Annotated in this window: 22 protein-coding genes and 1 pseudogene; 13 read left to right on the top strand and 10 right to left on the bottom strand. The window is 72.8% G+C overall.

Annotated elements, in window-relative coordinates:
• Positions 1-64 precede the first annotated feature (64 nt).
• Genes ACQPZO_RS21310 through ACQPZO_RS21295 form a run of 4 tightly spaced genes read left to right on the top strand, consistent with a single transcriptional unit; the run spans position 65 to position 3,779 of the window.
• Positions 65-1,015 carry a branched-chain amino acid ABC transporter permease gene (locus ACQPZO_RS21310; RefSeq protein WP_433343408.1) on the top strand — a complete coding sequence of 317 codons (951 nt, stop codon included), beginning with the start codon at positions 65-67 and terminating at the stop codon, positions 1,013-1,015.
• The gene (locus ACQPZO_RS21305) at positions 1,012-2,166 is read left to right on the top strand and encodes a branched-chain amino acid ABC transporter permease (protein ID WP_433343406.1); all 1,155 of its coding nucleotides are present in this window, start codon (positions 1,012-1,014) and stop codon (positions 2,164-2,166) included. The genes ACQPZO_RS21310 and ACQPZO_RS21305 overlap by 4 nt, the downstream gene beginning before the upstream one ends.
• Positions 2,159-3,079 carry an ABC transporter ATP-binding protein gene (locus ACQPZO_RS21300; protein ID WP_433343404.1) on the top strand — a complete coding sequence of 307 codons (921 nt, stop codon included), beginning with the start codon at positions 2,159-2,161 and terminating at the stop codon, positions 3,077-3,079. The genes ACQPZO_RS21305 and ACQPZO_RS21300 overlap by 8 nt, the downstream gene beginning before the upstream one ends.
• Positions 3,069-3,779: an ABC transporter ATP-binding protein gene (locus tag ACQPZO_RS21295; protein ID WP_433343402.1), complete on the top strand. Its 711-nt coding sequence runs from the start codon at positions 3,069-3,071 to the stop codon at positions 3,777-3,779. Before ACQPZO_RS21300 ends, ACQPZO_RS21295 begins: the two co-directional genes overlap by 11 nt.
• A 66-nt stretch (positions 3,780-3,845) precedes the next feature.
• Here ACQPZO_RS21295 and ACQPZO_RS21290 read toward each other — a convergent pair whose 3' ends face one another.
• Positions 3,846-4,148: a hypothetical protein gene (locus ACQPZO_RS21290; protein ID WP_433343400.1), complete on the bottom strand. Its 303-nt coding sequence runs from the start codon at positions 4,146-4,148 to the stop codon at positions 3,846-3,848.
• A gap of 119 nt (positions 4,149-4,267) precedes the next feature.
• Between ACQPZO_RS21290 and polA the strand changes: the two genes are divergently transcribed.
• Entirely contained in the window at positions 4,268-6,976 is a 2,709-nt protein-coding gene (gene polA, locus ACQPZO_RS21285; RefSeq protein WP_433343398.1) for a DNA polymerase I, read from the top strand.
• Positions 6,977-7,049: 73 nt separating this feature from the next.
• Here polA and ACQPZO_RS21280 read toward each other — a convergent pair.
• From ACQPZO_RS21280 to ACQPZO_RS21265, 4 genes and pseudogenes are all read right to left on the bottom strand, one after another.
• Positions 7,050-7,337: pseudogene (locus ACQPZO_RS21280) on the bottom strand (DUF3140 domain-containing protein); the annotation flags it as partial.
• Positions 7,338-7,380: 43 nt separating this feature from the next.
• The gene (locus tag ACQPZO_RS21275) at positions 7,381-7,623 is read right to left on the bottom strand and encodes a DUF2945 domain-containing protein (protein ID WP_433343396.1); all 243 of its coding nucleotides are present in this window, start codon (positions 7,621-7,623) and stop codon (positions 7,381-7,383) included.
• A gap of 18 nt (positions 7,624-7,641) precedes the next feature.
• A complete protein-coding gene (locus tag ACQPZO_RS21270; protein ID WP_433343394.1) occupies positions 7,642-8,244 on the bottom strand; it encodes a Uma2 family endonuclease in 603 nt (200 codons plus the stop codon).
• Positions 8,245-8,301: 57 nt separating this feature from the next.
• The gene (locus ACQPZO_RS21265) at positions 8,302-9,147 is read right to left on the bottom strand and encodes a class I SAM-dependent methyltransferase (protein ID WP_433343392.1); all 846 of its coding nucleotides are present in this window, start codon (positions 9,145-9,147) and stop codon (positions 8,302-8,304) included.
• Between the two features lie 375 nt (positions 9,148-9,522).
• On the opposite strand from ACQPZO_RS21265, the gene rpsA reads away from it, so the two are divergent.
• A complete protein-coding gene (rpsA, locus tag ACQPZO_RS21260; RefSeq protein WP_433343391.1) occupies positions 9,523-11,022 on the top strand; it encodes a 30S ribosomal protein S1 in 1,500 nt (499 codons plus the stop codon).
• A gap of 265 nt (positions 11,023-11,287) precedes the next feature.
• Positions 11,288-12,469 carry a dephospho-CoA kinase gene (gene coaE, locus ACQPZO_RS21255; protein WP_433343390.1) on the top strand — a complete coding sequence of 394 codons (1,182 nt, stop codon included), beginning with the start codon at positions 11,288-11,290 and terminating at the stop codon, positions 12,467-12,469.
• A 46-nt stretch (positions 12,470-12,515) separates the two neighbouring features.
• Here the strand turns inward: coaE and ACQPZO_RS21250 are convergent, their stop codons facing one another.
• The gene (locus ACQPZO_RS21250; RefSeq protein WP_433343388.1) at positions 12,516-14,216 is read right to left on the bottom strand and encodes a hypothetical protein; all 1,701 of its coding nucleotides are present in this window, start codon (positions 14,214-14,216) and stop codon (positions 12,516-12,518) included.
• 311 nt (positions 14,217-14,527) lie between these two features.
• Here ACQPZO_RS21250 and uvrB point away from each other — a divergent pair, with 311 nt between their 5' ends.
• The 4 genes from uvrB to ACQPZO_RS21230 all read left to right on the top strand — a co-directional run bounded on the left by uvrB (position 14,528) and on the right by ACQPZO_RS21230 (position 19,155).
• The gene (uvrB, locus tag ACQPZO_RS21245) at positions 14,528-16,636 is read left to right on the top strand and encodes an excinuclease ABC subunit UvrB (protein ID WP_433343386.1); all 2,109 of its coding nucleotides are present in this window, start codon (positions 14,528-14,530) and stop codon (positions 16,634-16,636) included.
• Positions 16,637-16,671: 35 nt separating this feature from the next.
• Entirely contained in the window at positions 16,672-17,688 is a 1,017-nt protein-coding gene (locus tag ACQPZO_RS21240; RefSeq protein WP_433343385.1) for a helix-turn-helix domain-containing protein, read from the top strand.
• Positions 17,689-17,711: 23 nt separating this feature from the next.
• Complete coding sequence (locus ACQPZO_RS21235) at positions 17,712-18,080, top strand: VOC family protein (RefSeq protein WP_433343383.1); 369 nt, start codon at positions 17,712-17,714, stop codon at positions 18,078-18,080.
• 115 nt (positions 18,081-18,195) lie between these two features.
• A complete protein-coding gene (locus ACQPZO_RS21230; protein WP_433343382.1) occupies positions 18,196-19,155 on the top strand; it encodes a helix-turn-helix domain-containing protein in 960 nt (319 codons plus the stop codon).
• 172 nt (positions 19,156-19,327) lie between these two features.
• Here ACQPZO_RS21230 and ACQPZO_RS21225 read toward each other — a convergent pair whose 3' ends face one another.
• Entirely contained in the window at positions 19,328-19,621 is a 294-nt protein-coding gene (locus ACQPZO_RS21225; protein WP_396670848.1) for an antibiotic biosynthesis monooxygenase family protein, read from the bottom strand.
• A gap of 746 nt (positions 19,622-20,367) precedes the next feature.
• Between ACQPZO_RS21225 and ACQPZO_RS21220 the strand changes: the two genes are divergently transcribed.
• The gene (locus ACQPZO_RS21220) at positions 20,368-21,366 is read left to right on the top strand and encodes a TerC family protein (RefSeq protein ID WP_433343380.1); all 999 of its coding nucleotides are present in this window, start codon (positions 20,368-20,370) and stop codon (positions 21,364-21,366) included.
• 133 nt (positions 21,367-21,499) lie between these two features.
• Here the strand turns inward: ACQPZO_RS21220 and ACQPZO_RS21215 are convergent, their stop codons facing one another.
• On the bottom strand, positions 21,500-22,450 hold the full coding sequence (locus ACQPZO_RS21215) for an NlpC/P60 family protein (RefSeq protein WP_433343378.1): 951 nt from the start codon (positions 22,448-22,450) through the stop codon (positions 21,500-21,502).
• A gap of 33 nt (positions 22,451-22,483) precedes the next feature.
• Entirely contained in the window at positions 22,484-23,581 is a 1,098-nt protein-coding gene (locus tag ACQPZO_RS21210) for a mandelate racemase/muconate lactonizing enzyme family protein (protein ID WP_433343376.1), read from the bottom strand.
• Between the two features lie 44 nt (positions 23,582-23,625).
• Between ACQPZO_RS21210 and ACQPZO_RS21205 the strand changes: the two genes are divergently transcribed.
• Positions 23,626-24,423 (top strand): tyrosine-protein phosphatase, encoded by a 798-nt coding sequence (locus ACQPZO_RS21205; RefSeq protein WP_433343374.1) that lies wholly within the window; start codon positions 23,626-23,628, stop codon positions 24,421-24,423.
• A 180-nt stretch (positions 24,424-24,603) separates the two neighbouring features.
• Here the strand turns inward: ACQPZO_RS21205 and ACQPZO_RS21200 are convergent, their stop codons facing one another.
• Positions 24,604-25,476, bottom strand: coding sequence for a serine hydrolase (locus tag ACQPZO_RS21200; RefSeq protein ID WP_433343372.1), 873 nt, complete (start codon positions 25,474-25,476; stop codon positions 24,604-24,606).
• Positions 25,477-25,524 lie beyond the last annotated feature (48 nt).

The following is a 25,524-nucleotide window of genomic DNA, read 5'->3' as shown; positions in this document are numbered from 1 at the left end:
CAGACGACGCGGCCGGGAGTGAACCTCCCGGCCGCCTCGTTTGGCCGCACAGTTGGAGCCCCACTTGAACTTCGATGAGTTGTTCGGGAATTTCCCGGCCCTGACCATCACCGGGCTGGAACAGGGCGCGATCTACGCCCTGGTCGCCCTCGGCTACACCCTGGTCTACGGCGTCCTCCGCCTGATCAACTTTGCCCACTCCGAGGTCTTCATGGTCGGTACCTTCACCGCCTTCTGGACCTGGGAGGCCCTCGGCTACGACCAGAACTCCGCCGCGCCGGCCCTCGGCCCGCTGATCCTCGCGCTGGCGGCCGGCCTGATCGTGGCGGGCGTCGCCTCCGCGGCGACGGCGGTGACCGTGGAGCTGGTCGCCTACCGGCCGCTGCGGCGGCGCAACGCGCCACCGCTGGCCTTCCTCATCACCGCGATCGGCGCGTCGTTCGTGCTCGCCGAGTCCTTCGGCATCGGCACCTCCCGGGCGCCGTTCGGCATGCCGACGCTGCTCCCCTCCGAGACGCTGTTCACCGTTTTCGGCGCGGCCGTCACCAACATCCAGCTGCTGATCCTCGGCGTGACGCTGGTGATGATGGTCGGCCTGGACCAGTTCGTGAACCGCAGCCGACTCGGCCGCGGCATCCGGGCGGTGGCCCAGGACCCGGACACCGCCGCCCTGATGGGCGTGAACAAGAACCGGGTGATCCTGCTGGTGTTCGTGCTCGGCGGCCTGATGGCCGGCGTCGCGGCGCTGCTGTGGAACGTCCGCTACGGCTTCACGAAGTTCAACGTCGGCTTCCTGATCGGGCTGAAGGCGTTCGCGGCGGCGGTGCTCGGTGGCATCGGCAACCTGCGTGGCGCGCTGCTCGGCGGCCTGCTGCTCGGGGTGGCGGAGAACTACGCCGCCGGCCTGTTCGGCGGAGACTGGAAGGACTTCACCGGCTTCGTGCTGCTGATCGTGCTGCTGATGTTCCGGCCCACCGGCCTGCTCGGCGAATCTCTCGGGAGGGCGCGCGCATGACCGCCACCGTGGACAAGGGTCGGCCCGCCGGCTTCAAGGGCCGCTGGGCGGCCATGCCCAAGCAGGTCCGCTGGGCCGCCCTCGCGGCGCTGATCGTCCTGCTCTACATCCTGCCCAACAAGTGGTTCTACGAGTACCTGGGCTTCCCGATCGGGAGCGAGTACTTCGCTCTCTACACCACCCGGTCGGACTTCGCGGGCGTGCTGTTCGACACCGCGGTCTTCGTCCTGCTGGCCGTGGGGCTCAACGTGGTGGTCGGCTTCGCCGGCCTGCTCGACCTGGGCTATTTCGGCTTCTACGCGCTCGGCGCGTACACGGTCGCGTTGCTGACCTCGCCGGAGAGCCGGTTCGGGACGGAATGGCCGTGGCTGGCGGCGGTGCCGATCGCGGTCATGGTCGCGATGATCTCCGGCGTCGTCCTCGGTGGCCCGACGCTGCGGCTGCGCGGCGACTACCTGGCCATCGTGACCCTCGGCTTCGCCGAGATGATCCGGCTCTACGCCGCCCGCAACGAGGGCATCGCCCAGGGGCAGCGGGGCATCCCGGGAATCCCGCACCCGCCGGGCTCCGGCTCGGACGGCAAGCCGCTGTTCGGGGTGGTGGACGCCCGGCCGTACTACTGGCTCCTGCTGACGTTGATCCTCCTGGTGATCGTGCTGGTGCGGAACCTGGCCAACAGCCGGGTCGGCCGGGCCTGGGTCGCCACCCGCGAGGACGAGGACGCCGCCGAGGTCATGGGCGTGCCGACGTTCAAGTACAAGCTCTGGGCGTTCGCGATCGGGGCGGCGGTGGCCGGTCTGACCGGTGCCGTCTTCGCCGGCAAGCAGACGTTCATCAACTCGGACCAGTTCGTGCTGGAGAGCTCCATCCTGGTGCTCGCGGCGGTCATCCTGGGTGGTGTCGGCAACATCAAGGGCGCCATCGTCGGCGGCGCGATCACCTGGTACCTGCCGGAGTGGTTGCGCGGCGTCGGCGAACTGCTGGGGGTGGAGTTCGACGCGGCGGAGTACCGGATCCTGATCTTCGGCCTGGTCGTCATCGTGATGATGATCTTCCGTCCGCAGGGTATCGTGCCCAACCGGCGGCGGGCGGCGGAGTTCGCCGACCGGCGCCAGGAGGCGGTTCCGCAGGAGAAGGTGCCCAGTGAGTGACCCGCAGATGAAGAGCGAGCGCGACGCCAGCAGCGACCGCGACGTCACCGCCGACGGCCGCAGCACGGTCGGCGTGCCGCCAGCGAAGGGCCCCGACGGGCCCACGGCCACCGCCCCGGCGGCGCGGGACGCGGCAGGGCGGGAGCCGCTGCTGGAGGTCGACGACGTCACGCTGCGCTTCGGCGGCGTGGTCGCCCTCGACAAGGTCAATTTCACCCTCTACAAGGGGGAGATCCTCGGCCTGATCGGCCCGAACGGCGCCGGCAAGACGACCTGCTTCAACGCGATGACCGGCGTCTACCGGCCCACCGAGGGCGAGATCCGGTTCAAGGGGCAGCGCACCAACGGCAAGCGGCGGTCGTGGATCACCAAGGCCGGCATCGCCCGGACGTTCCAGAACATCCGGCTCTTCCCCGAGATGACGGCGCTGGAGAACGTGATGGTGGGCGCGGACGTCCACCACAAGACCAGCGTCATCTCGGCCATGCTGCGGCTGCCGCGGCACTGGCGGGAGGAGCGGGAGGGCCGGGAGAAGGCGTACGAACTGCTGCGGTTCGTCGGCATCGAGCGGCGCGCGAACGACCTGTCCCGCAACCTGTCGTACGGCGAACAGCGCCGGCTGGAGATCGCCCGGGCTCTCGCGACGGACCCCGCCCTGCTCTGCCTGGACGAGCCGGCCGCCGGCTTCACCCCGGCGGAGAAGGAGGAACTGCTCGGCCTGATCCGGTTGATCCGCGACAACGGCACGACCGTGCTGTTGATCGAGCACGACATGCGGCTGGTGATGGGCGTGACCGACCGGATCGTCGTGTTGGAGTTCGGCAAGAAGATCGCCGAAGGGCTGCCGGCCGAGGTCCGGGACAACCCGAAGGTGATCGCCGCGTACCTGGGGGTGCCGACCGATGCTGCTTGAGATCAAGGACCTGACCCTGCTGTACGGGCGCATCCAGGCGCTGCACGGGATCAGCCTGGTGGTCAACGAGGGCGAGGTGGTCGCGCTCATCGGCGCCAACGGCGCGGGCAAGACCACCACCATGCGGGCGATCTCCGGGCTGCGCCCGGTGGCCCAGGGCTCGATCGTCTTCGACGGCACGGACGTCACCCGGATGCGGGCCGACCTGCGGGTGACCCGCGGGATCGGGCAGGCGCCCGAGGGCCGGGGCGTGTTCCCCGGCATGACGGTGATGGAGAACCTGGAGATGGGGGCGTACACCCGCCGGGACAAGGCCGAGATCGCCAAGGACATGGCGATGGTGCTGGACCTGTTCCCCCGGCTGGCGGAGCGGCGCAAGCAGGCCGGCGGCACCCTCTCCGGCGGTGAGCAGCAGATGCTCGCCGTGGGTCGGGCGCTGATGGCCCGGCCGCGGCTGCTGCTGCTCGACGAGCCGTCGATGGGTCTGGCGCCGAAGCTGATCCAGCAGATCTTCGAGATCATCACTCGGATCAACGAGCAGGGCACCACGATCCTGCTGGTGGAGCAGAACGCCCAGCAGGCGCTGTCCCGGGCCCACCGGGGGTACGTGCTGGAGACCGGGCGGATCGTCAAGGAGGGCAGCGGTCGCGACCTCCTGCACGACCCGGCGGTCAAGGAGGCGTACCTCGGCGTGGCCTGACCCCGCGCCGCCGGCGGCCGTCCGTTCCCCGCGAGGGGAGCGGGCGGCCGCCGCCGTGTGGCCCGGCTAGCTGATGTAGAGCCGGAGGATGTAGCCGCGATCGCCGCACCGGTCGTAGAGGACGGCCTCGGGCACGCCGGTGGCCGCGTCCGTGGCGGCCGCCGCGGAGCACGGCCAGGTGCCGAGATTGCACTGGTAGCTGTCGTAGATGCCGGCCACGTAGCCGGCGCCGGCGCTCTGGCACGCCGCCAGGCTGCCGTACAGGCTGTGGGTGATCCAGCCGCCGGCCTGGGCCGGCGTGGCCGCCACGGCGAGCCCGCCGGCGGCCACGAGCGCCAGCACGGCGACACGCATGATCGTCTTACGCATTCCTATTCCCCCGTCCAGGCATGTGTGTCGATACCCTAGCGAGCGGATCGTGTTCCCGCCGGCCCGTGCGCGGCCGTGGCGGGCGTGGGCTGTCGGGCGTACGGGCTAGAGTCGCTCGCGTGACAGCTACGACGCCACGCCTGCTCCTCGTCGACGGACACTCCTTGGCATACCGGGCCTTCTTCGCCCTGCCGGTGGAGAACTTCTCCACCACGACCGGGCAGCCGACAAATGCCGTCTACGGCTTCACCTCGATGCTGATCAACGCGCTGCGCGACGAGCAGCCGACCCACATCGTCGTCGCCTTCGACGTGTCCCGCCGCTCCTTCCGCACCGAGAAGTACGCGGAGTACAAGGCGGGCCGCAGCGAGACCCCGGCGGACTTCAAGGGCCAGGTCAGCCTCGTCAAGGAGGTTCTGGCCGCGCTCCAGATCCCGGTGGTGGAGATGGAGGGCTACGAGGCCGACGACATCATCGCCACCCTCGCCTGCCAGGCCCGCGACCAGGGCATGACGGTGCTGATCTCCAGCGGCGACCGGGACGCCTTCCAGCTCATCGACGACAACATCACGGTGCTCTACCCGCGAAAGGGCGTCTCCGACCTGGCCCGGATGGACGCCGCCGCGATCGAGACGAAGTACGGCGTCGGCCCGCAGCGCTACCGCGACCTGGCCGCCCTGGTCGGCGAGACCAGCGACAACCTGCCGGGCGTGCCCGGGGTGGGGCCGAAGACCGCCGCCAAGTGGATCAACCTGTACGGCGGGGTCGACGGCGTCATCGCGCACGCGGACGAGATCAAGGGCAAGGCCGGCGACAGCCTGCGCGAGCGGCTCGCCGACGTGATCCGCAACTACGAGATCAACTGCCTGGTCTCCGACCTGGAGCTGCCGGTCCGCCCCGAGGACGCCCGCTGGGCCGGCTGGGACCGGGAGGCGGTGCACCAGGTCTTCGACACCCTGGAGTTCCGCATCCTGCGCGACCGGCTCTACCAGTACCTGGAGGCCGTGGAACCGGAGGCGGAGGCCGGGTTCGACCTGACCGGCGAGAAGCTCACCGAGCCCGGCGCGCTGGCCGGCTGGCTCGACGCGCACGCCCCGGCCGGCGTCCAGGTCGGCGTCGCGGTGAAGACCCCGGCGAAGCCGACCACCCCCCGGGAGCGGTACGAGCCTCAGCTCGACGGCGTGGCCCTGGCGCTGGCGGCCGGCCAGGCGGCCTGGTTCGACCCGGCGCAGCTGGCCGAGGCCGACGAGCGGGCCCTGTCCGGCTGGCTGGCCGACCCGCAGCGGCCCAAGGTGGTGCACGACAGCAAGCACGCCCGGCTGGCGTTCGCCGCCCGTGGCTGGTCCCTGGCGGGCGTGGCCCGCGACACCGAGCTGGCCGCCTACCTGGCCCGCCCCGACCAGCGCTCCTACGACCTGACCGACCTGGCGCTGCGCTACCTGCACCGGGAGCTGCGGGTCGACGCCCCGGAGACCGGTCAGCTCACCCTCGACGGCTTCGGCGACGACGGCGAGGCCGAGCAGAATTTGATGCTCCAGGCCCGAGCCACCCTCGACCTGGCCGACGCGATCGACGCCGAGCTGTCCCGCGACGGCGAGCAGTCCGCCCGGCTGATGGCGGGGGTCGAGCTGCCGCTGTCGGAGGTGCTCGCCACGATCCAGCAGGTCGGCATCGCCGCAGACCTGGACTACCTCCAGGAGCTGGAGGCGCACTTCGCGGGCGAGGTCAAGGCCGCCGCCCAGGGCGCCTACGCCGCGGTGGGGCGGGAGTTCAACCTGGGCTCGCCGAAGCAGCTCCAGGAACTGCTCTTCGGCGAGCTGGGGCTGCCCAAGACCAAGAAGATCAAGACCGGCTACACCACGGACGCCGACGCCCTCCAGTGGCTCCACGCGCAGAACCCGCTGCCGGTGCTGGAGCACCTGCTGCGCCACCGGGACGTGGCCAAGCTCAAGTCGACCGTCGACGGCCTGCTCAAGTCGGTCTCCGACGACGGCCGCATCCACACCACGTTCAAGCAGACGGTGGCGGCCACCGGCCGGCTCTCCTCCACCGACCCCAACCTGCAGAACATCCCGATCCGCACTGAGGAGGGCCGGCGGATCCGCCGGGCCTTCGTCGTGGGGCAGGGGTACGACTGCCTGCTCACCGCCGACTACAGCCAGATCGAGATGCGGATCATGGCGCACCTGTCGTCGGACGACGCGCTGATCGAGGCCTTCAACTCCGGCCGGGACTTCCACGCCGCCACCGCGTCATCGGTGTTCGGGGTGCCCGTGGAGGCGGTCACCGCCGACCAGCGCCGCAAGATCAAGGCGATGAACTACGGCCTGGCGTACGGGCTGAGCACGTTCGGCCTGTCCCAGCAGCTCGGGATCACCGCCGAGGAGGCGCGCGGGCTGATGGAAAACTACTTCGCCGGCTTCGGCGGCGTCCGCGACTACCTCAACGAGGTCGTCGCCCGGGCCCGGCGCGACGGCTACACCTCCACCCTCCTGGGCCGCCGGCGATACCTCCCCGACCTGGTCAGCGACAACCGGCAGCGCCGGGAGATGGCCGAGCGGATGGCGCTGAACGCCCCGATCCAGGGCTCGGCCGCCGACATCATCAAGGTCGCCATGCTGCACGTCGACGCGGCGCTGCGCGACGCCGGCCTGCGGTCCCGGATGCTGCTCCAGGTGCACGACGAGCTGGTCTTCGAGGTGGCCCCGGGCGAGCGGGACGCCCTGGAGGCGCTGGTCCGCAAGGAGATGGGCGGGGCCTACCCGCTGTCGGTGCCGCTGGAGGTGTCCCTCGGGGAGGGCCGCGACTGGAACAGCGCCGACCACTGACGCTCCACCCGGTCGCCGGGGCGCTCGGTCGCCGCAGCCCCGGTCACCGTGCACCGGGGCTGCGGCCCGTTCACTTGAGCGGGTCGTGGCCCCAGTTCATCAGCGACCACCGCCACTTCGTGTCGCGCACGTTCCCGGACGGCCGCTGCGCCATGTGCCGGCGGACGTACCCGACGACCTTGCGCATGTGCTGGTAGTCGGCCTCGGACAGCCCGGCCCGACCGCGCCGCAGCAGGTTGATGATCTTCCGGCCGGACTCGTGCCCGACCGACTCGCCGCCGCCCGCCCGGCCGCCCTTGTGCGAGCCGACCTGCTTCGACTCGTCGGTCTCCAACCACGTCGACAGCTCGCCCGGCTTCATGTTCACCGCCTCGGCGAACTCCCGGTACGTGTCGCGTCCCCGCTCAGCCCTGCTCACGGCGCAGCACCTCCGGCCGGTGGGCGACGTCCCGTCCCGAGTCGTCGACGCGGATGCGGTACTGCGGCTCGTCCTGCGACGCGTTCACGGTGTGCCCGCGCACGTGCGTCCGCTCGGTCAGCTCCTCCCGCACCACTCCGTGGGCGCGGCCGCTGTGGCTGGCCCAGGAGACGTGGTCACCCCTGCTGAACTTCTTCTCGGCCATGAGGCTGGCTACCCGGGGCGTCACCGGCCAAACGGGCGGCGGCTACGCGGTGAGCTCGGCGACCGGCAGCTTGATCTCGAATGGCTCGGTCAGCTCGATCAGCTCCGCGCTGTCGGCGACCAGCTCGTACTGCCGCTCACCGCTCAGGCTGAGCTGGCCGCTGAGGCGGTACGCGTACACGTGCACCGGATCCTGCTCGATGCGCCAGTAGAACGGGATGCCGGCGGCGGCGTACTCGCCCGGCTTGGCGAAGCGGTCGACCCGCCGGGTGCCGGGGGACACCACCTCCACCGCGAGGACGACGTCCTCCGGCAGGAGCAGGGAACGGTCGGACCGCACCTCGGCGCGGCGCAGCAGCACGTCCGGCTGTCGGCTGGTGTTCGCGTTGAGCGCCACCCCGACGGCCTGCGTGGCGCGGAGATGGTCGGGCGCGTGTTGCAACAACCAGCGGGCCAGGAGCAGGGAGATGTCCTGATGGCCCAGGGTGGGGGAGGGTGTCACCTGGATGACTCCGTCGACGAGTTCGACGCGCGGGGCGTCGTCCGGCAAATTGGGCAGGTCTTCCAGCGTGTAGTCGGCACGCTGCTGCCGGATCGGGTCCGGACACCAGGGGCCAGGTGGTGTCGCGATCGGCTCGGCGCTCACTCGGTCAGCGTAACCCCGGCCCTCGCCCGGGATGTCGCACCCGCTGTGCGACACCACTCAGTCGGCGGGCTTCTCCGCGACGAAGATGGCGGTGCCGGGAAAGAGCCGGCCGCGCAACGGGCTCCACTGCCCCCAGATCTCCTCGTGTTCCTCCGGCCACTCCGGCTCCACCAGGTCGACCAGCCGGAACCCGGCGCCGACCAGCTCGCGGACCCGATCGCCGAGGGTGCGGTGCTGCTCGACGTACGTCGCCGCGCCCGCCGCGTCCTGCTCCACGTACGGGGAGCGGTCGAAGTACGAGTGCACGGCCGTCAGGCCGTCCTGGCCCGGGTCGTCGAGGAAGACCCAGCGCATCGGGTGGGTCACCGAGAACACCCACCGGCCGCCGGGCCGCAGCACCCGGAACACCTCGCGCATCACCGCCGCCGAGTCGGCCACGAACGGGATCGCCCCGAACGCCGTACACGCGGTGTCGAAGGCCGCGTCCGCGAAGGGCAGCGCGAGCGCGTCGGCCTGCACCAGTGGCACCCGTACACCCGAGCGGTCGGCGGCCGCCGCGGCGTGCCGCAGCATGCCGATGGACAGGTCCAGCGCGACGGGTCTCGCCCCCGCCGTGGCCAGCCAGCGGGCGACGGCCGCCGCCCCGGCGCCCACCTCCAGCACCCGCCGCCCGGCGACGTCGCCGAGCAGCCGGGCCTCGGACTCCCGCAGCCCCTCGGGGCACCAGACGAACTCCACATCGCCGAGGAACGCGCCGTGCTCCGCCTGGTAGTCGTCGGCGTCGGCGTCCCACCAGCCACGGTTGGCCCGGCGGCTCTCCGCGTCGGTGACCGGGCGCCGCAGCACGCCCTGCGGGTCGGCGTGGTCGGCGTGGGTGGCGGCACCCGCCCGATCGTCGGTCATCGCGGCAGTCTAGTGGCCATCCGGCCTGGTCCCCGGTTCCGCGCCGAGGCGGCCCGCCGCCCCCGGCGCGGCGCCGGCCGGACAGGGGCAAAACAGCGCCTGTCGGGACGTAAGAGGCGGCGCATCACGAAAGCGGGCTGGATCACTTATGCCCGGGGCTTGCACGCTGTGGTAATGCACACGGTAGGCTGGACGATGCGCTCGCGGATCGTGTGCCTCGGCAGGGAGCAGGTGCGCGGTCGACGGAGCTACATCAGGATCTCACTCAGCGATCGTTCGGTGTGCCCGGCGACGGATCCGTTGGCGCGAACAGGTCACCGCGACACCAGCCTGCAGTGACAACCCAAAACCCATCCGACCGGAGCAACCGCCCACATGACGAGCAGCATCGAGGCCCCCTCGAGCGCCACCCGGGTCACCCACGACGATCTCGGTTCCGAGGAGGCTTTCCTCGCCGCGATCGACGAGACCATCAAGTACTTCAACGACGGCGACATTGTCGAAGGCACCGTCGTCAAGGTCGATCGGGACGAGGTCCTGCTCGACATCGGCTACAAGACCGAGGGCGTCATCCCCTCTCGTGAGTTGTCGATCAAGCACGACGTGGATCCCGCCGAGGTCGTCTCGGTCGGTGACCACATCGAGGCCCTGGTCCTCCAGAAGGAGGACAAGGAGGGTCGTCTGATCCTCTCCAAGAAGCGGGCGCAGTACGAGCGGGCCTGGGGCACGATCGAGAAGATCAAGGACGAGGACGGCGTCGTCCGCGGCTCGGTCATCGAGGTCGTCAAGGGTGGCCTCATCCTCGACATCGGGCTCCGCGGCTTCCTGCCGGCGTCCCTGGTCGAGATGCGGCGGGTGCGTGACCTGCAGCCGTACGTCGGCCGCGAGCTCGAGGCCAAGATCATCGAGCTGGACAAGAACCGCAACAACGTGGTCCTGTCCCGCCGGGCCTGGCTGGAGCAGACGCAGTCCGAGGTGCGCACCGAGTTCCTCAACAAGCTGCAGAAGGGCCAGGTCCGCAAGGGCGTCGTGTCCTCGATCGTCAACTTCGGCGCGTTCGTCGACCTGGGCGGCGTGGACGGCCTCGTGCACGTCTCCGAGTTGTCCTGGAAGCACATCGACCACCCGTCCGAGGTCGTCGAGGTCGGCCAGGAGGTCGAGGTCGAGGTTCTGGACGTCGACCTGGACCGCGAGCGGGTCTCGCTGTCGCTGAAGGCGACCCAGGAGGACCCGTGGCGGCAGTTCGCCCGCACCCACGCGATCCAGCAGATCGTGCCGGGTAAGGTCACCAAGCTGGTGCCGTTCGGCGCCTTCGTCCGGGTGGACGACGGCATCGAGGGCCTGGTCCACATCTCCGAGCTGGCCGAGCGCCACGTGGAGATCCCGGAGCAGGTCGTCCAGGTCGGCTCCGAGGTCATGGTCAAGGTCATCGACATCGACCTGGAGCGTCGCCGGATCTCGCTGTCGCTCAAGCAGGCCAACGAGGGCTTCGTCGAGGGCGAGGAGCACTTCGACCCGACCCTCTACGGCATGGCCGCGACGTACGACACCGAGGGCAACTACATCTACCCGGACGGCTTCGACCCCGAGACGGGCGAGTGGCTCGAGGGGTACGACAAGCAGCGCGAGACCTGGGAGAACCAGTACGCCGAGGCCCGTCAGCGCTGGGAGGCCCACACCAAGCAGGTGCAGACCTCCCGGGCTGCCGACGCCGAGGCCGCTGCCAACCCGGCTCCGCCGGTGTCCGCTGGTGGCACCACCACCACCACCTCGACCAGCTCGGCCCCGAGCCGGCAGGCCGAGGAGCCGGCCGGCACCCTGGCCACCGACGAGGCGCTCGCCGCTCTGCGGGAGAAGCTCGCCGGCGGCAAGTGACCCGCTGACGACGACGGGCCCCGTCCCCGCCGATCCGGTTTCACCGGGTCGCCGGGGGCGGGGCCCTCGCCATGCCCGGCCCCTGCGGGGGAGGGAGGGCCCTGCGGGGTGTCGTGCCCGTCCCGCGTCGTGCCTGTCCGCGTTCTGCTCGGCCCCCGCAAGATCGAGCACGACCGTGGGCCACCATCGGTGCCGGCACCCTGCACCCCGGCACCGGCCGTCGGGCCGGTTTGGCTCGGCGCCCGGGATCCGGTTGACTGGTCCGGTGTTGATGGTGGGACTGACCGGCGGAATCGCGTCCGGCAAGAGTGCTGTCGCGGCGCGGCTGGCCGCGCTCGGCGCGGTGTTGATCGACTCCGACCGGATCGCCCGGGAGGTGGTCGCCCCGGGCAGCGAAGGACTGGCGGAGATCGTCGCCGCCTTCTCCGACCGGGTGCTCGGCCCCGACGGCGCACTGGACCGGGCCGCGCTGGGCGCGGTCGTCTTCGCCGACGAGGCGGCCCGCCGCCGGCTGGAGGCGATCACCCATCCCCGGGTCCGGGCCCGCAGCGCCGAACTCGTCGCGGCGGCGGCACCGGACGCGGTCGTCGTCAACGACGTGCCGCTGCTGGTCGAGGTCGGGCTCGCCCCGACGTACCACCTGGTGGTCGTCGTGCGGGCGGAGGTGGCGACCCGGCTGACCAGGCTGGAGCGCGACCGGGGCATGGACCGGGCGGACGCCGAGCGGCGGATCGCCGCGCAGGCCGACGACGCCCGCCGCCGGGCGGCGGCCGACGTGGTGCTGTCCAACGACGGCACCCTCGACGAGCTGTACGCCGCGGTGGACCGGCTATGGCGGGACCGGCTGCTGCCGTACGAGGCGAACGTGCGAGACCGGCGCGCGGTGCGCCCCGAGCGGGTGAGGCTGACCGAACCCGACCCCACCTGGCCCCAGCAGTACGCCCGGCTGGCGGCCCGGATCCGGCACGCGATCGCCCCCGCCGACCTGCGGATCGACCACATCGGGTCGACCGCCGTGTCCGGCCTGGCGGCCAAGGACGTCATCGACATCCAGCTCACGGTGCCGAGCCTGGCCGAGGCGGACGGTCCGCTGGCGGACCGACTCGCCGCCGCGGGGTTTCCCCGGCTGCCCGGCCAGTGGTGGGACAACCCCCGGCCGGAGGGCCGCGACCGGTGGGAGAAGCGTCTGCACGGCAGCGCCGACCCCGACCGCCCGGTGCACCTGCACCTGCGTCCGGCGGGCTCGCCCGGCTGGCGCTACGCCTTGCTGATGCGGGACCACCTGCGCGCGGACCCGGACCAGCGGGCGGCGTACCTGGCGCTCAAGCGGGAACTGGCGGCCAGCGCGCCGGACACAGTGGCGTACACCACCGCCAAGGACCCGTGGTTCGACGAGGAGCACCACCTCGCCGAGGAGTGGGCGGCACGGAGCGGCTGGCGGCCCTGACCCGTCGTAACCGTCCTGGGCTGCGGGGCAGGGCGGCGACCGGGCGTCAGCGCCCCGGCTCGCGGGCGGGCGGGACGGGCGAGGGCAGCGCCGGCGCCCGCCCCGGCACGAGGTCGAGCTGGGCGTAGGTGCCGAGCCGGGTACGCAGCTCCAGCCGGCGGAGCAGGCCCGTCTTGTCGATCCAGTAGCGCAGCCGGACGGGCTGGGCGTCCACCTCGATGACGTCGACGGTCCGGTCGGCGAGGCGGTCCCCACGGATCCGGGTGGCTGACCGGGGTGGCCTGGTCGCCGAGCCCACCCGCAGCGCGGCGGCCAGCAGCACGTCGACGTCGTCAACGCCGGTCCTGCCGCGTTCCCAGGTGTGTCCGGCGCGTGGGGGCGGCAGCGGCGGCGCGACGAGCGCGTCCCCGGCGTACGGCGCCGACCAGACCCCGGCGGCGTCGTAGCGGCGCAGGGTCCGCCCGGCGGGTGCGTCGCGGGCACCGACCGACAGGTACGCGGCCCGTTCGGTCCAGCTGACCCAGCCCGTGCCGCGCAGGGTGACGCCTGGGGCGACGGGCGCGGTGAAGGTCGCAGCCGCGCCGCCCGCGGCGCGCATCCGGGCCGCCGCTCGCGCGAGCCGGTCCTCCTCGGGCTCGGTGAGCGCCCTGGGCAGCCCCGCCCGGCCGCCCAGCGCCGCCACCGGCCACAGCACCGGCCGGTTGGCCCGTTGCAGTTCCACCGTCACCGGCACGCCGCCGGGGAGGCGTCCCTCCAACCGGTGCAACCGGGTGTCCCGATCGATCCACCAGCGTGCCGCCCCGTCGAGGAGCGCGGTCCCGGCGGGCCTGGCGGCTGCGGCCGGCAGGCTCACCGCCGGGCCGGGCCAGCCCGCGATGCCGGCTCGCGGTGGGGACGCCGTGGGCGGGCCCGTGGGGCCGGCTGGGTGGGAAGCGGTGCGTGGGGTCGACGTGGCCGGTCGGCCGGCTTCCGGGGCCTCGTGCGGTCCTTGCCGGCCGGCGTCGTCGGGCAGCGGGGCCTGGAGGACGTCCACGGGCTGCCTGCCGGCCTCGGCGCGGGCCAGCCACCGGGCGGTGCCGGCAGGGATCGCCCCGGCCGGCTCGGTCCGGGGCGCGGCGAGCGCGAAAAGCAGGTCGAGGGTGGGGCGCAGGGGGCGGGCGGCGTCCCCGTCGGCGACCCGCCACCCGTCGACCGGGGGCACCATGGGCGGGGATGCCGGGGCCGGCACCGCCGTGGGGTCGGGCCGGGCCATCAGCAGCCCGGGGGTGGCCTGGACCAGGCCCCGGCCCCGCCCGGCCCCCGGGCCGCCGACGTCCACGTAGGCCAGCGGCCGGGACCAGTCCACCCAGCCCACCACGTCGGTGCGGGCGGCGGCGGTGCCGATCGTGATCCGCAGGCCGGACCGGACGTCCCGGTGGTTGGTGACCCGGACGGCGGCGAGCCGCTCCGCCTCGGCGGGGGTCAGCGGCCGGGCCGGCTCCGGGGCCGCCGGCGCCCAGGTCAGCAGACCGGCGGCCAGGCCCGCGGCGGAGGCGACGGCGATCGCCCCGAGGGCGACCACGGTGGTACGCCGACGCCGGCTGTCGCGCCGGTCGCCTGCGCCGTCGGTTGCCGAAAGGTGACGGCTCCGGTCGGGTGCGGCGTCGGCGCCCGGCCCACGCGGGTCCCGGTCGAATGCGGCGCCGCAGGCGCCCGGTGGGCGGCGATCCCGGTCGGGTCGGGGCGTCGGGTCGGGGGAGTTGTCCACGGCAGGATGAACGGCCGGCGCGCGTGACAGGTGACGCACGAATCGCCCCTGGTGGGGCGCTCGCGGCGGCCGGTCTGCGCGTCGCGCGACCACCGGGGGTGCGCACGCCGGTGATGTCCGGGTGCTGCGACCCCCTGTGCCGGGGGCGCCGGCCGTTGAGGCCAGGCCGCCGGCCCGGACGGCCGCCGCGAGCGGCCTACGGCCCATACCCTAGCGCGGTGAGATGTGCCACACAATGCGAATATTGAAGCCGATCACTGACTGACGGTGGTCGCCACGTTGTGTCGGGCCCCCGGCGTACGGTTGGGGTCATGGCGCTCGACATTCCCCGGCTCGACGGCCGATTCCAGGTGGTCAGCGATTTCCAGCCGGCCGGCGACCAGCCGGCAGCCATCGACGATCTGGAGCGTCGGGTGCGGCGCGGAGATCGCAACACGGTCCTGCTCGGCGCGACCGGCACGGGAAAGAGCGCCACCACGGCCTGGCTCGTCGAGCGGTTGCAGCGCCCCACCCTGGTGCTCGCCCCCAACAAGACGCTCTGCGCCCAGCTGGCGAAGGAGTTCAGCGAGCTGCTGCCGCACAACGCGGTGGAATACTTCGTCTCCTACTACGACTACTACCAGCCCGAGGCCTACATCCCGCAGACCGACACCTACATCGAGAAGGACTCCTCGGTCAACGAGGAGGTCGAGCGGTTGCGGCACTCGACGACCATGTCGCTGCTCACCCGCCGCGACGTGGTCGTGGTGGCCACGGTCTCGGCGATCTACGGCCTGGGCACCCCGGAGGAATACCTCGACCGGGCCGTCCGGGTCGCCGTCGGGCAGGAGCTCGACCGCGACCAGCTGCTGCGTCGCCTCGTCGACATCCAGTACACCCGCAACGACATGTCCTTCCAGCGGGGCACGTTCCGGGTGCGCGGCGACACGCTGGAGATCATCCCGGCGTACGAGGAGTTGGCCATCCGGGTCGAGCTGTTCGGCGACGAGGTGGAGAAGCTCTACTACCTCAACCCGCTGACCGGTGACGTGGTCCGTGAGGTCGACGCTCTGATGATCTTCCCGGCCACGCACTACGCCGCAGGCCCGGAGCGGATGGAGCGGGCCACCCGCGACATCGAGGCCGAGCTGGCCGAGCGGCTCGCCGAGCTGGAGCGGCAGGGCAAGCTGCTGGAGGCGCAGCGGCTGCGGATGCGCACCACCTACGACCTGGAGATGATGCGTCAGGTCGGCTTCTGCTCCGGCATCGAGAACTACTCCATGCACATCGACGGCCGGCAGCCCGGCAGCCCGCCGCACTGCCTGATCGACTACTTCCCGGACGACTTCCTCACCGTCGTCGACGAGTCGCACGTGACGATCCCCCAGATCGGCGGCATGTACGAGGGCGACGCCTCCCGCAAGCGGATGCTCATCGACCACGGCTTCCGGCTGCCGAGCGCCGGCGACAACCGGCCGCTGCGCTTCGACGAGTTCCTGGAGCGGGTCGGCCAGATGGTCTTCCTCTCCGCCACTCCCGGCCCGTGGGAGCTGGAGCGGGCCCAGGGCGAGTTCGTCGAGCAGGTGATCCGCCCGACCGGCCTGCTCGACCCCGAGGTGGTGGTGAAGCCCACCCGGGGGCAGATCGACGACCTCATGCACGAGATCAAGCTGCGCACCGAGCGGGACGAGCGGGTCCTGGTCACCACGCTGACCAAGAAGATGGCCGAGGACCTGTCCGACTACCTGCTGGAGAACGGCATCCGGGTGCGCTACCTGCACTCGGAGGTGGACACGTTGCGCCGGGTGGAGCTGCTGAGCGAGCTGCGCAAGGGCGACTACGACGTGCTGGTCGGCATCAACCTGCTCCGGGAGGGCCTCGACCTGCCCGAGGTGTCCCTCGTGGCGATCCTCGACGCCGACAAGGAGGGCTTCCTGCGCAGCGGCCGGTCGTTGATCCAGACCATCGGCCGGGCCGCCCGGAACGTCTCCGGCCAGGTGCACATGTACGCGGACAAGATCACCCCGTCGATGGCGACGGCGATCGAGGAGACCAACCGGCGCCGGGACAAGCAGATCGCCCACAACAAGGCGCACGGCATCAGCCCCGAGCCGCTGCGCAAGAAGATTCACGACATCCTCGACGACATCTACCGGGAGGCGGAGGACACCGAGAACTCCCGGATCGGCGGGGCGGCGCGGCAGCTTTCCCGGGGCAAGGCGCCGGTCAAGGAGACCCGCAGCCGCAGCCGGATCGGCGCGGCGGGCCCGTCCCGTGAGGGGATGGCCCGGGCCGACCTGGCCCAGCTCATCCAGGAGCTCAACGACCAGATGCTGGCCGCCGCCCGTGAGCTGCAGTTCGAGCTGGCCGCCCGCATTCGCGACGAGGTCTCCGACCTCAAGAAGGAGTTGCGGGGGATGGACGCGGCCGGCGTGAAGTGACCGGGGAACGGGCCCCCGGGGAAGGCACCGGGTCGGTGGGTTCCGGTGCCCCGCCGTCGCATCCCACCGGGCCGTCGCACCCCACCCGCGAGCGGGCGGCTGCCCCGGTCGACCCGCTCGACGAGGCCGTCGTCGGTCTGCCCGCCCCGGCGCTGCGCCCGTTCGTCGGCCACTACCTCGGCTACCGGCAGCGCGTCGAGCGGGAGCTGCGCCGTCGCGAGGTGGCCGGGGCCTTCGTGGTGGTCGTACTCGGCTGGGGAGCCCCGCTGGACATCGTCGATCCGCGCGACCCCGCCAGGTCGGCGTACCGGGTGGACTCGTTCGTGGCCGGCACCTTCGACGCGTGGTGCACCACCAGCACGGTCGGGGCCGGCACCGGGGTGCAGCTCACGCTCACCCCGCCGGCCGCCCGTCGGATGCTCGGCGTGCCGCTCGGTGAGCTGACCAACCGGGCCCTCGCGGCGGAGCAGCTTCCCGGCGGCTGGCTCGACCGGCTGCGTGGGCGGTTGGCCGACACGCCCGACTGGGCCGGGCGGTTCGCGCTGCTCGACGCCGCGATCGGGGCCAGGCTCGCCGTGGCCGACCCGGTGGATCCCGCGCTGCGGTGGGCCTGGGGGCGGCTCGCCCGCAGCGGCGGGCTGGTGGGCGTCGGGGCGCTCGCCGAGGAGCTGGGGTGCAGCCGCCGGCACCTGGCGGCACGGTTCCGCCGGGAACTGGGGCTCACCCCGAAGACGACCGCTCGGCTGCTGCGCTTCCAGGGGGCGTACGCCCTGCTGACCGGCACCCCGCCCGGCGGTGCGCCGGCGGGGCCCGGCGGCGCGGACGAGCGCGGGACGGGTCCGGCCGAGCACGGCGGCGGCGGGTCGGGCGGCGCGGCCGGGCACGTCCGCCGGGACCCGTACGGCCTGGGGGGCCGGCCCGCCGGCGCGGAGCTGGCGGCGGCCTGCGGCTACTACGACCAGTCCCACCTGATCCGCGACTTCCGCGAGTTCGCCGGGGACACCCCGGCTGGCCTCGTCGGTTCGCGGTCACATTCGTCCAATCCCCGCTGACCGGCCGCCCGCAGAATCGGGGTATGCGTACGATCTACCCGATCCTCCGGTATCCCGACCTCCAAGCCGCCGTCGACTGGCTGCACGCCGCCTTCGGCCTCGAACCCCGGGCGGTGCACCGCGCGCCGGACGGGACCGTCGTCCACGTCCAGCTGGTGCGGGAGACGGGCATGGTCATGCTCGGCGCGGGCCCCGGCCCCCGGTCCCGCCCGGCCGAGGACGACTACGCGGTCTATGTCGCGGTCGACGACGTGGACGCCCATCACGCCCAGGCGCGGGCCGCCGGTGCCCGGATCATCCGCGAACCGTTCGACACCGACTACGGCTCCCGGGACTACGCCGCCCGGGACCTGGTCGGCAACATCTGGTCGTTCGGCACCTACCGTCCCTGACCCGCCCTCGGGTGCGGGTGGCGGTCACGGGGCACCACCGGCACCCGTTGCGGACGGCGAGCAAGGTATTGCAGCGTGTGATCGATCTGCGTACTCTCCGTCCTGGGAGGCGGGGATGCCGTTGCCAACGAGTCCGGTGATCCGACGTGCGCGACTCGGTGCCGAGTTGCGCCAGCTACGCAGGCGGGAGGAGCTCACCCTTGAGCAGGTCTGTGAGCGGCTGGGCTGGGCATCGACCTCCAAGCTGTCCCGCATCGAGCTGGGCCAGAGCCGCCCCGATCTCGCCGACGTGCTCGACCTGCTCGATGTCTACCGGGTCGCCGCCGAGGAACGCGACGCGCTGATCGTCATCGCCCGGGACGCGGCCATCGGTCGTGGCTGGTGGAAGACTCTCGGCGGGATGGGCGAGCGCCAGCGTGCGTACGCCGAGCTGGAGGCCGGGGCGGCGACCGTGGTGGAGTACCAGCCGGCCGTCGTGCCGGGCCTGTTGCAGACCCCGGCGTACGCCCGGCTGCGTCTCGGGGTCGCCCGGCTGCTGCACCCCGACGTCGACGTGGAGGCCGACGTACGGGCCCGGCTGGTTCGGCAGGAGGTCTTGCACCGGGCCGAGCCGCCGCAGTACACGGCGCTGTTGGAGTTCACCGCCTGCGGCCCGGGTGGGTTGCCGGAAGGGGTCTGGCGCGAGCAGGTCCGCCACCTGGCCCTCCTGTCCCGCAAGCCGAACGTGACGATCAGGGTGGTGCCGCCCGGCGTCACGACCGGCGCCGCCCATCCGCTGACCCCGTTCGCCCGGTATTCCTTCCCCGACCCGGCCGACCCGCGCACCGTGATGCTTGAGGCGCTGACCACCGATGTCCGGCTGGTCTCCGCCGCCGACCTCGCCTGGTACGACGCCGTGGTCGACCGGATGCTCGACTCCGCCCTCCCGGCAGCCGAGACGACGGCGCTGCTGGCCCGGCTGGCCGACGATCCGGCGTTGCCGTCGCCGACGGGTCCGGGCGGCCATCCACTGGCCTTCCGCGTGCGGCCGGAGGAGGTGGCGGCGGTGCCCCGGCCCCGCCCGCCGCAGGACTGAGCCCGGATTGTCGCCACGCCGCCACCGGGCCCGGCGGCCCCGAGCCCGTCGGCACCGGTGGCCGGCGCGTCAGGCGCACTGTAGGCGGGGGGTACGACATTCGGCGGCCGACCGCTACGGCGGGCGCACCCGTCAAGCGCACCGGCGGGCGCACCCGCAGTGCCGGGGTCGCTCAGGCAGGGACGTCGACGAAGTGCTCGACCAGCGGCGGGCCGGCGAAGTGTGGGCCGATCAGCTCCCGCCACCGGGTGAACCGCTCGGTGCCCCGGAAGTTCGCCTCGTGCGCCTCGACGGAGTCCCACTCGACCAGCAGCACGAATCGCGACGGCGACTCGATGCCGCGGGTCATCCGCACCGAGCGGCAGCCGGGCGTCGTCGCGAGGATCTCGTGACCCTGCGCGTACGCGGCGGCGAACGTGTCCTCGTGTCCGGGCACCACATCGATGAGCGCGACCTCAAGCACCATGCCCCTGAGCCTGCCACGTACCCGTCCGGGACGGACGACGCGGGGGCACTGTCCCGCCCCTCGGACCAGCCCGCCCCCCGCGCCCCGCGCCCGCCCGCCCCCGCCCCGCCCCGCCCCGCGCCCGCCCGCCCCCGCCCGCCCCCGCCCGCCCCCGCCCGCCCCCGCCCGCCCCCGCCCGCCCCCGCCCGCCCCCGCCCCCGCCCTGCCCTTCCACGTTCCGCCGCCGAGCAAGATCGCGCTGAAACACGGAAAGAGTGGCCTCGGCATCGCTGCGTGGCCACTCTTTCCGTGTTTCAGCAGCAAGTTGATCGCTGCCCGGCCTGATGCGGATCTCTGCGGGCGCTGGCCGCCTCGATCGGCGTCGGGCGGGCTGGTGGCGGGAGGTGTGCGACCGCCGAGCGGGCAGCACCGGTTCCGGGATGGCCTCCTAGGAAGCTCTACGGGCGGAGACTTCCGTCACGCCGGACGTGGTGGGATCGTCGATGTGCGGTCCCGAAGATGCGGCCGGAGGCCTCGATGGGGAAGAATGGTGGCGAAGGAGGGGAGTATTCCCCCGTGACGGAGTCGTCAGCACGGTCGACCATCGCCCCCGGTGGCGCGACCCGGCTCCGTCGGTCAGCGGTCCACACGTGGGCCGCTGGCGGAAGAGACCTCCGACAGCCACCACTGTTTCGCGTTGCCGCAACCCGCCCGCCCGCATGGGGCGTACGGTGTGCCCGACGCCGCGTGTCTGCCGGAGGATTGGATTGAACGTGTCCGGATTGGTGTGGGCGGTAACCCTCGTCGCACTGACAGCGGTTCTGGTCGTCGACCTGCTGATCATCGGCCGCCGGCCGCACGAGCCGAGCGTCCGAGAGTCAAGTCTATGGGTCGCCTTCTACGTCGGGCTGGCCCTGGTCTTCGGCGTGGGGCTCTGGCTCGCAGCCGGCCCCGGCGTGGCCGGCGAGTTCTACACCGGCTGGCTCACCGAGTACAGCCTCTCGGTGGACAACCTCTTCGTCTTCGTGATCATCATGGCCCGCTTCGGGGTGCCCCGGCCGTACCAGCAGAAGGTGCTGCTCATCGGCATCGTGCTGGCGCTGGTAATGCGCGGCGGGTTCATCGCCGCCGGTGCGGCGCTGATCTCGCAGTTCTCCTGGGTCTTCTACCTGTTCGGCGCGTTCCTCATCTACACGGCGATCAACTTCTTCCGGCAGGGTGAGCCGAACGAGGACGACTTCTCCGAGAACCTGCTGATCCGGTGGAGCCGGCGGGCGCTGCCGATCTCCCGGGACTACGACGGCGCGAAGATGATCACGCACGAGCGCGGCCGCCGGCTGTTCACCCCGATGTTGGTCGTCATGATCGCGATCGGCACCACCGACCTGATCTTCGCGCTGGACTCGATCCCGGCGATCTTCGGCATCACCCAGGAGCCGTACCTGGTCTTCACCGCGAACGTGTTCGCGCTGATGGGGCTGCGCCAGCTCTACTTCCTGCTGGGCGGGCTGCTGGACCGGTTGATCTACCTGAGCATCGGGTTGTCCGTGGTCCTCGGCTTCATCGGCGTGAAGCTGGTGCTGGAGGCGCTGGCCGACAACAACCTGCCGTTCGTCAACGGCGGGGAGCCGGTGGGCTGGGCCCCGCACATCCCGATCTGGCTTTCCCTGGTGGTCATCCTCGGCACCCTGCTGGTGGCGACCGTGGCCAGCCTGATCAAGTCGGCCCGGGACCGGCGGCGAGAGCTGACCGCCGCCCGGGGCTGACAACCCACCCGACGCCAAGGGGCGCTCCCGCACCGGGAGCGCCCCTTGGCGTCGGTGCCGGGCGGGTTGCGCCATGCCGCAGTGCCCCGTGCCCGGTTGGCCGGGCCTGGGTTGGGCTTAGCTGGGCGACGGGTCAGACCCGGTGCACGCCGACCAGGGTGGCGGTCCGGCCTGCCGGCATCGCCTCCTCCACCACGCCCCGATGCTGGTAGCAGGCGTGTAGGAGGCGCCGGTTCGCTGCGGCGTCCGGCTCGGCGCTGACGAAGCCGATGTGGTGGATCTGCCGGCCGGGCCGGGCGAAGAAGTACAGGTCGCCGGGTCGTTCGGCGCCCAGCGGCAGCGGGGTGGTGGCCCGGGCCTGGTCGGCGGCGTCGCGGGGCAGCACCACGCCGAACCGCCGCCAGGCCAGGTGCACCAGGCCGGAGCAGTCGATCCCGTACGTCGACAATCCGCCCCAGACGTAGATCACGTCGCGCAGTCGGGCGGCGACGGCCAGCACGTCCCGGGCGGGCGGCGGCTCGGTGGGCAGGGGCACGAGGTGGCTGTCGGGTAGCCAGAGCGGCCGGTCGTGCCCGGAGGCGTGCACGGGGCGCCATCCGTCGGCCGGTGGGCCCGCCGGGGCCAACCGGGTGCCGAGGACGATGCCGGCGACGACCGGCTCGCCGCCCGGGGCCGTACGCAGGGCGGTGACGGTCGCGTCGACGACCCAGGGGGCGTCCGGTCCCTGCGGGTCGTCGGGTGCGACGGGGGCGAGCTGGGCGGCCGGCAGCCAGCCCGGGTAGCCGCGCGAGTCATGGGTGGCCGAGGGCTGCTCGACGGCCACCACGTGCGCCCAGCCGTCGGGGCGCAGCGCGGTGACCAGCACCCGTTCCCCGAACAGCAGTTGGCTCAGGACGCAGTCACCCACCTGCTGCTCGGGGTCCATGCCGGAGATCCAGGCGGCGACGTCGGCTTGCGGGTCGAGGGCGGGGCGGTCGACGGGGCGTACCTCCTCGGGGCTGGTCCACAGGGTCGCGACCGCGACCCGGACGACGGCCTCATGGCCCGGTTGCAGTTCCACGTCCACTCCCAGCTCCGATGTCACCTGCCGTGACCCTATGAAAGAAAGTGCCGAGCATCAACCGGGCGATCGCATATTTGCTACAGACACGGAGGCGATGCCGAGGCCGGGGGAGTCCGGCAGCAGCACCGTCGCCCCGTCGTACCGGATGCCGCCGCGCACCGGCGACCAGGCCAGCCACCAGGCGGCGTCGAGGTCGGAGACGGCGGTGGTCCGGTACGCGGCGACCAGGCTGGCTGCGGCCCCCACCCCGACCTGGCTCTCCATCATCGAACCGACGATGGTGCCGACGCCGTGCGCGGCGGCCAGGTCGAGCAGGGTCCGGGCGGCGTGCAGGCCGCCGCACTTGGCGAGCTTGACGTTGACCATGTCGGCGGCCCGGCGGCGGATGACCTCGACCAGGTCGCGCACGCCGAAGACCGACTCGTCGGCCAGGATCGGCACGCCGACCCGGTCGCTGACCCAGGCCAGCCCGTCGAGGTCCCAGCGGGCCACCGGCTGCTCCACCAGCTCCACGTCCAGCCCCGCGTCCTCGATGCCGCGGATCACCCGGACCGCCTCGCGGGGCGTCCAGCCCTGGTTGGCGTCCAGCCGGATCTGCACGCCAGGGCCGACGGCGGCGCGGACCGCGCGGACCCGTTCCAGGTCGCCCGCCGCGTCGGTGCCCACCTTCAGTTTCAGCACCGCGAATCCCTCGGCCCGCCGCTGCCGCGCGGCAGCGGCCAGGTCGGCGGCGTCGCCCGCGGCCAGGGTGACGTCCGTCGGCACCCGCAGGGCCGTGCCGCCGAGCAACCGCACCAGGGGTACGCCGAGCCGGCGCGCGGCCAGGTCGTGCAGCGCGGTGTCCACCGCGGCCTTGGCGGCCTCGTTGCCGGCCACCGCGCGCTGCACCTCGACGCAGCGGGCCACCAGGTCGTCGGCGTCCCGCCCGACCAGAACCGGTGCGAGCATCTCCCGGACGCAGGCCTCGGCGCCGGCCAGCGACGCCCCGGTCACCTGCCACACCTGCGGCGCCTCGCCGAACCCGGACCGTCCGTCCTCGTCGACCAGCTCCACGATCAGGGTGTCCACGGTGGTGGTACGGCGCAGCGCCGTCACGAACGGGGTGTGCAGGGGCGCGGAGAGCCGGTGGGTGCGCACCACGGCGATTGTCATGTGCGGCACCCTATACGGCAGCGCACGACGACAGGGGAGGCCGGATGACGGGGCAGGGCTGGGAACTGGTTGGCGCACCGAACGCGCGTGACCTCGGCGGCATGGTGGGTGCGGATGGGCGGCGGGTGCGGGCGGGCCGGTTGATCCGGACACCGGCGCTGGGTCGGTTGACCGACGACGACCTGTCGACGCTGGGGAGGATCGCCCCGGCCTGTGTGGTGGACCTGCGCGACGACTCGGAGATCGCGGCGGCACCGCCGAACCGGCTGGCCGGCGAGCCCCGGGTGGTGCGACTTCCGGTGTACGACGAGGCCCACCCGGTCTTCACGGCGGTGTCGGAGGTGCTGCTCGGGCACAACCTGGGCGCGGAGGCGACGCTGGCCATGCAGGGCAGCCCGGCGGCGATGGCGGGGATCTACCGGTGGTTCGTCACCGGGGAGGCGGCCAGGGTGGGCTTCGGCGGGGCGGCCCGGCTGGCCGCCGACGCGGGGAACCTGCCGCTGCTGTTCCACTGTTCGGCCGGCAAGGACCGCACGGGCTGGCTGTCGGTGGTCCTGCTCACCGCGCTGGGCGTGGACGAGGCGGCGATCCGGGCGGACTACCTGCGGACCAACGAGCAGACGGAGAGCCTCAAGGAGGTCATCCTCACCGCGATGCGGGCCCGGCAGCCGGAGCTGGCGGAGGCGGCGATCCGGCCGCTGATGGAGGTGCGCGGTGAGTACCTGGACGCCGCGTACGACGAGGTCCGCCGGGTGCACGGCTCGTTCGACCGGTACCTGCGCGACGGGTTGGGCCTGACCGACGCGCACCTGGCGGCGCTGCGGGGCAGCCTGCTGGACTGAGGCCGGCGCGCGGCGGGGGTGGGAACACCACCGCGCCGGGCCTGCCAGGTGCGTGGCGGGCCGGCGCGGCGTCTGCCGGATGCGAGCTGGGCCGGCGCGGCGTCTGCCGGATGCGAGCTGGACCGGCGCGGCGTCTGCCAGGTGCGTGGGTCGCAGTGGCGGCGCCTGCCGGGGGCGGGTCTAGCCGGCGGGGCACAGGTCGTGGCGGGCAGCCCAGGCCCGGGCGGAGATGTCGGCGAGCACCAGGCAGGCGTCGTCGGAGGACTCGTCGCCGGTGGCACCCCCGTCGGCGAGGTCGGTGGTGGTGCAGACGACCAGCACGTACGGCGGGGCGTCGGGCGGGTAGATCACCCCGGCACCGTGCCGGACGCCGCGTACCCAGCCGTTCTTGTGGGCGATGCGGACCCCCTCGGGCAGCCCGGCGGCGAGATCCTCGCGGAACTCCTGGGCGAACAGGACATCGAGCATGGCGGCGCAGCCTGCGGGGGAGGCGAGCGGCCCGGGCCGGATCGCCCCGGCGGCCAGCCCGCCGAGCAGGGCCGCCAGGTCGGCGGCGGTGACCAGGTTGGTGATCCCGGCCTCCCGGGCGGCGAAGTCCTCGATGCCGCGCCCGGTGACGCTGTGCCGGGCGCCGGCGAGCGCCCAGGCGTCGGCCACGGCGGGCAGCCCGACGTGGCCGAGGCAGACGTTGGTGGCCAGGTTGCTGGAGCGCACGATCATCCGCTCGGCGAGCCAGCGCAGGGGTGCGCCGTGGCCCTCCCGCTGCCAGACGGCCTCGTCGTTGTCGTAGTGCCGGGCGCAGGAGAACCGGGGCGCGCCGGGCCGGGCGGAGTCGAACTCGTTGCGTACGTCGACGGGGGCGGCCAGGTCGAGGGTGCCGGCCTCGGCCGCCCGGTGCAGGGCCAGCAGTACGGCGACCTTCATGGTGCTGGCTGCGTAGTGGGTGGCGTCGGGGTGGCGGGTCCAGGTGGGGGCGGCGTCGAGCCGGCCCAGGTACGCCGACACGGTGCCCGGCAGCGTGTCCAGATGCGCGTCGAGCTCGTCCCAGATCATGCCGGTGACCGTAGCGGATCCGGCCGCCGACGGGCCGGGTGCGGGGGC

This window comes from Micromonospora sp. CA-111912 (assembly GCF_050948415.1).
GTDB lineage: Bacteria > Actinomycetota > Actinomycetes > Mycobacteriales > Micromonosporaceae > Micromonospora.
This window is presented reverse-complemented; position numbering and strand designations above follow the sequence as displayed.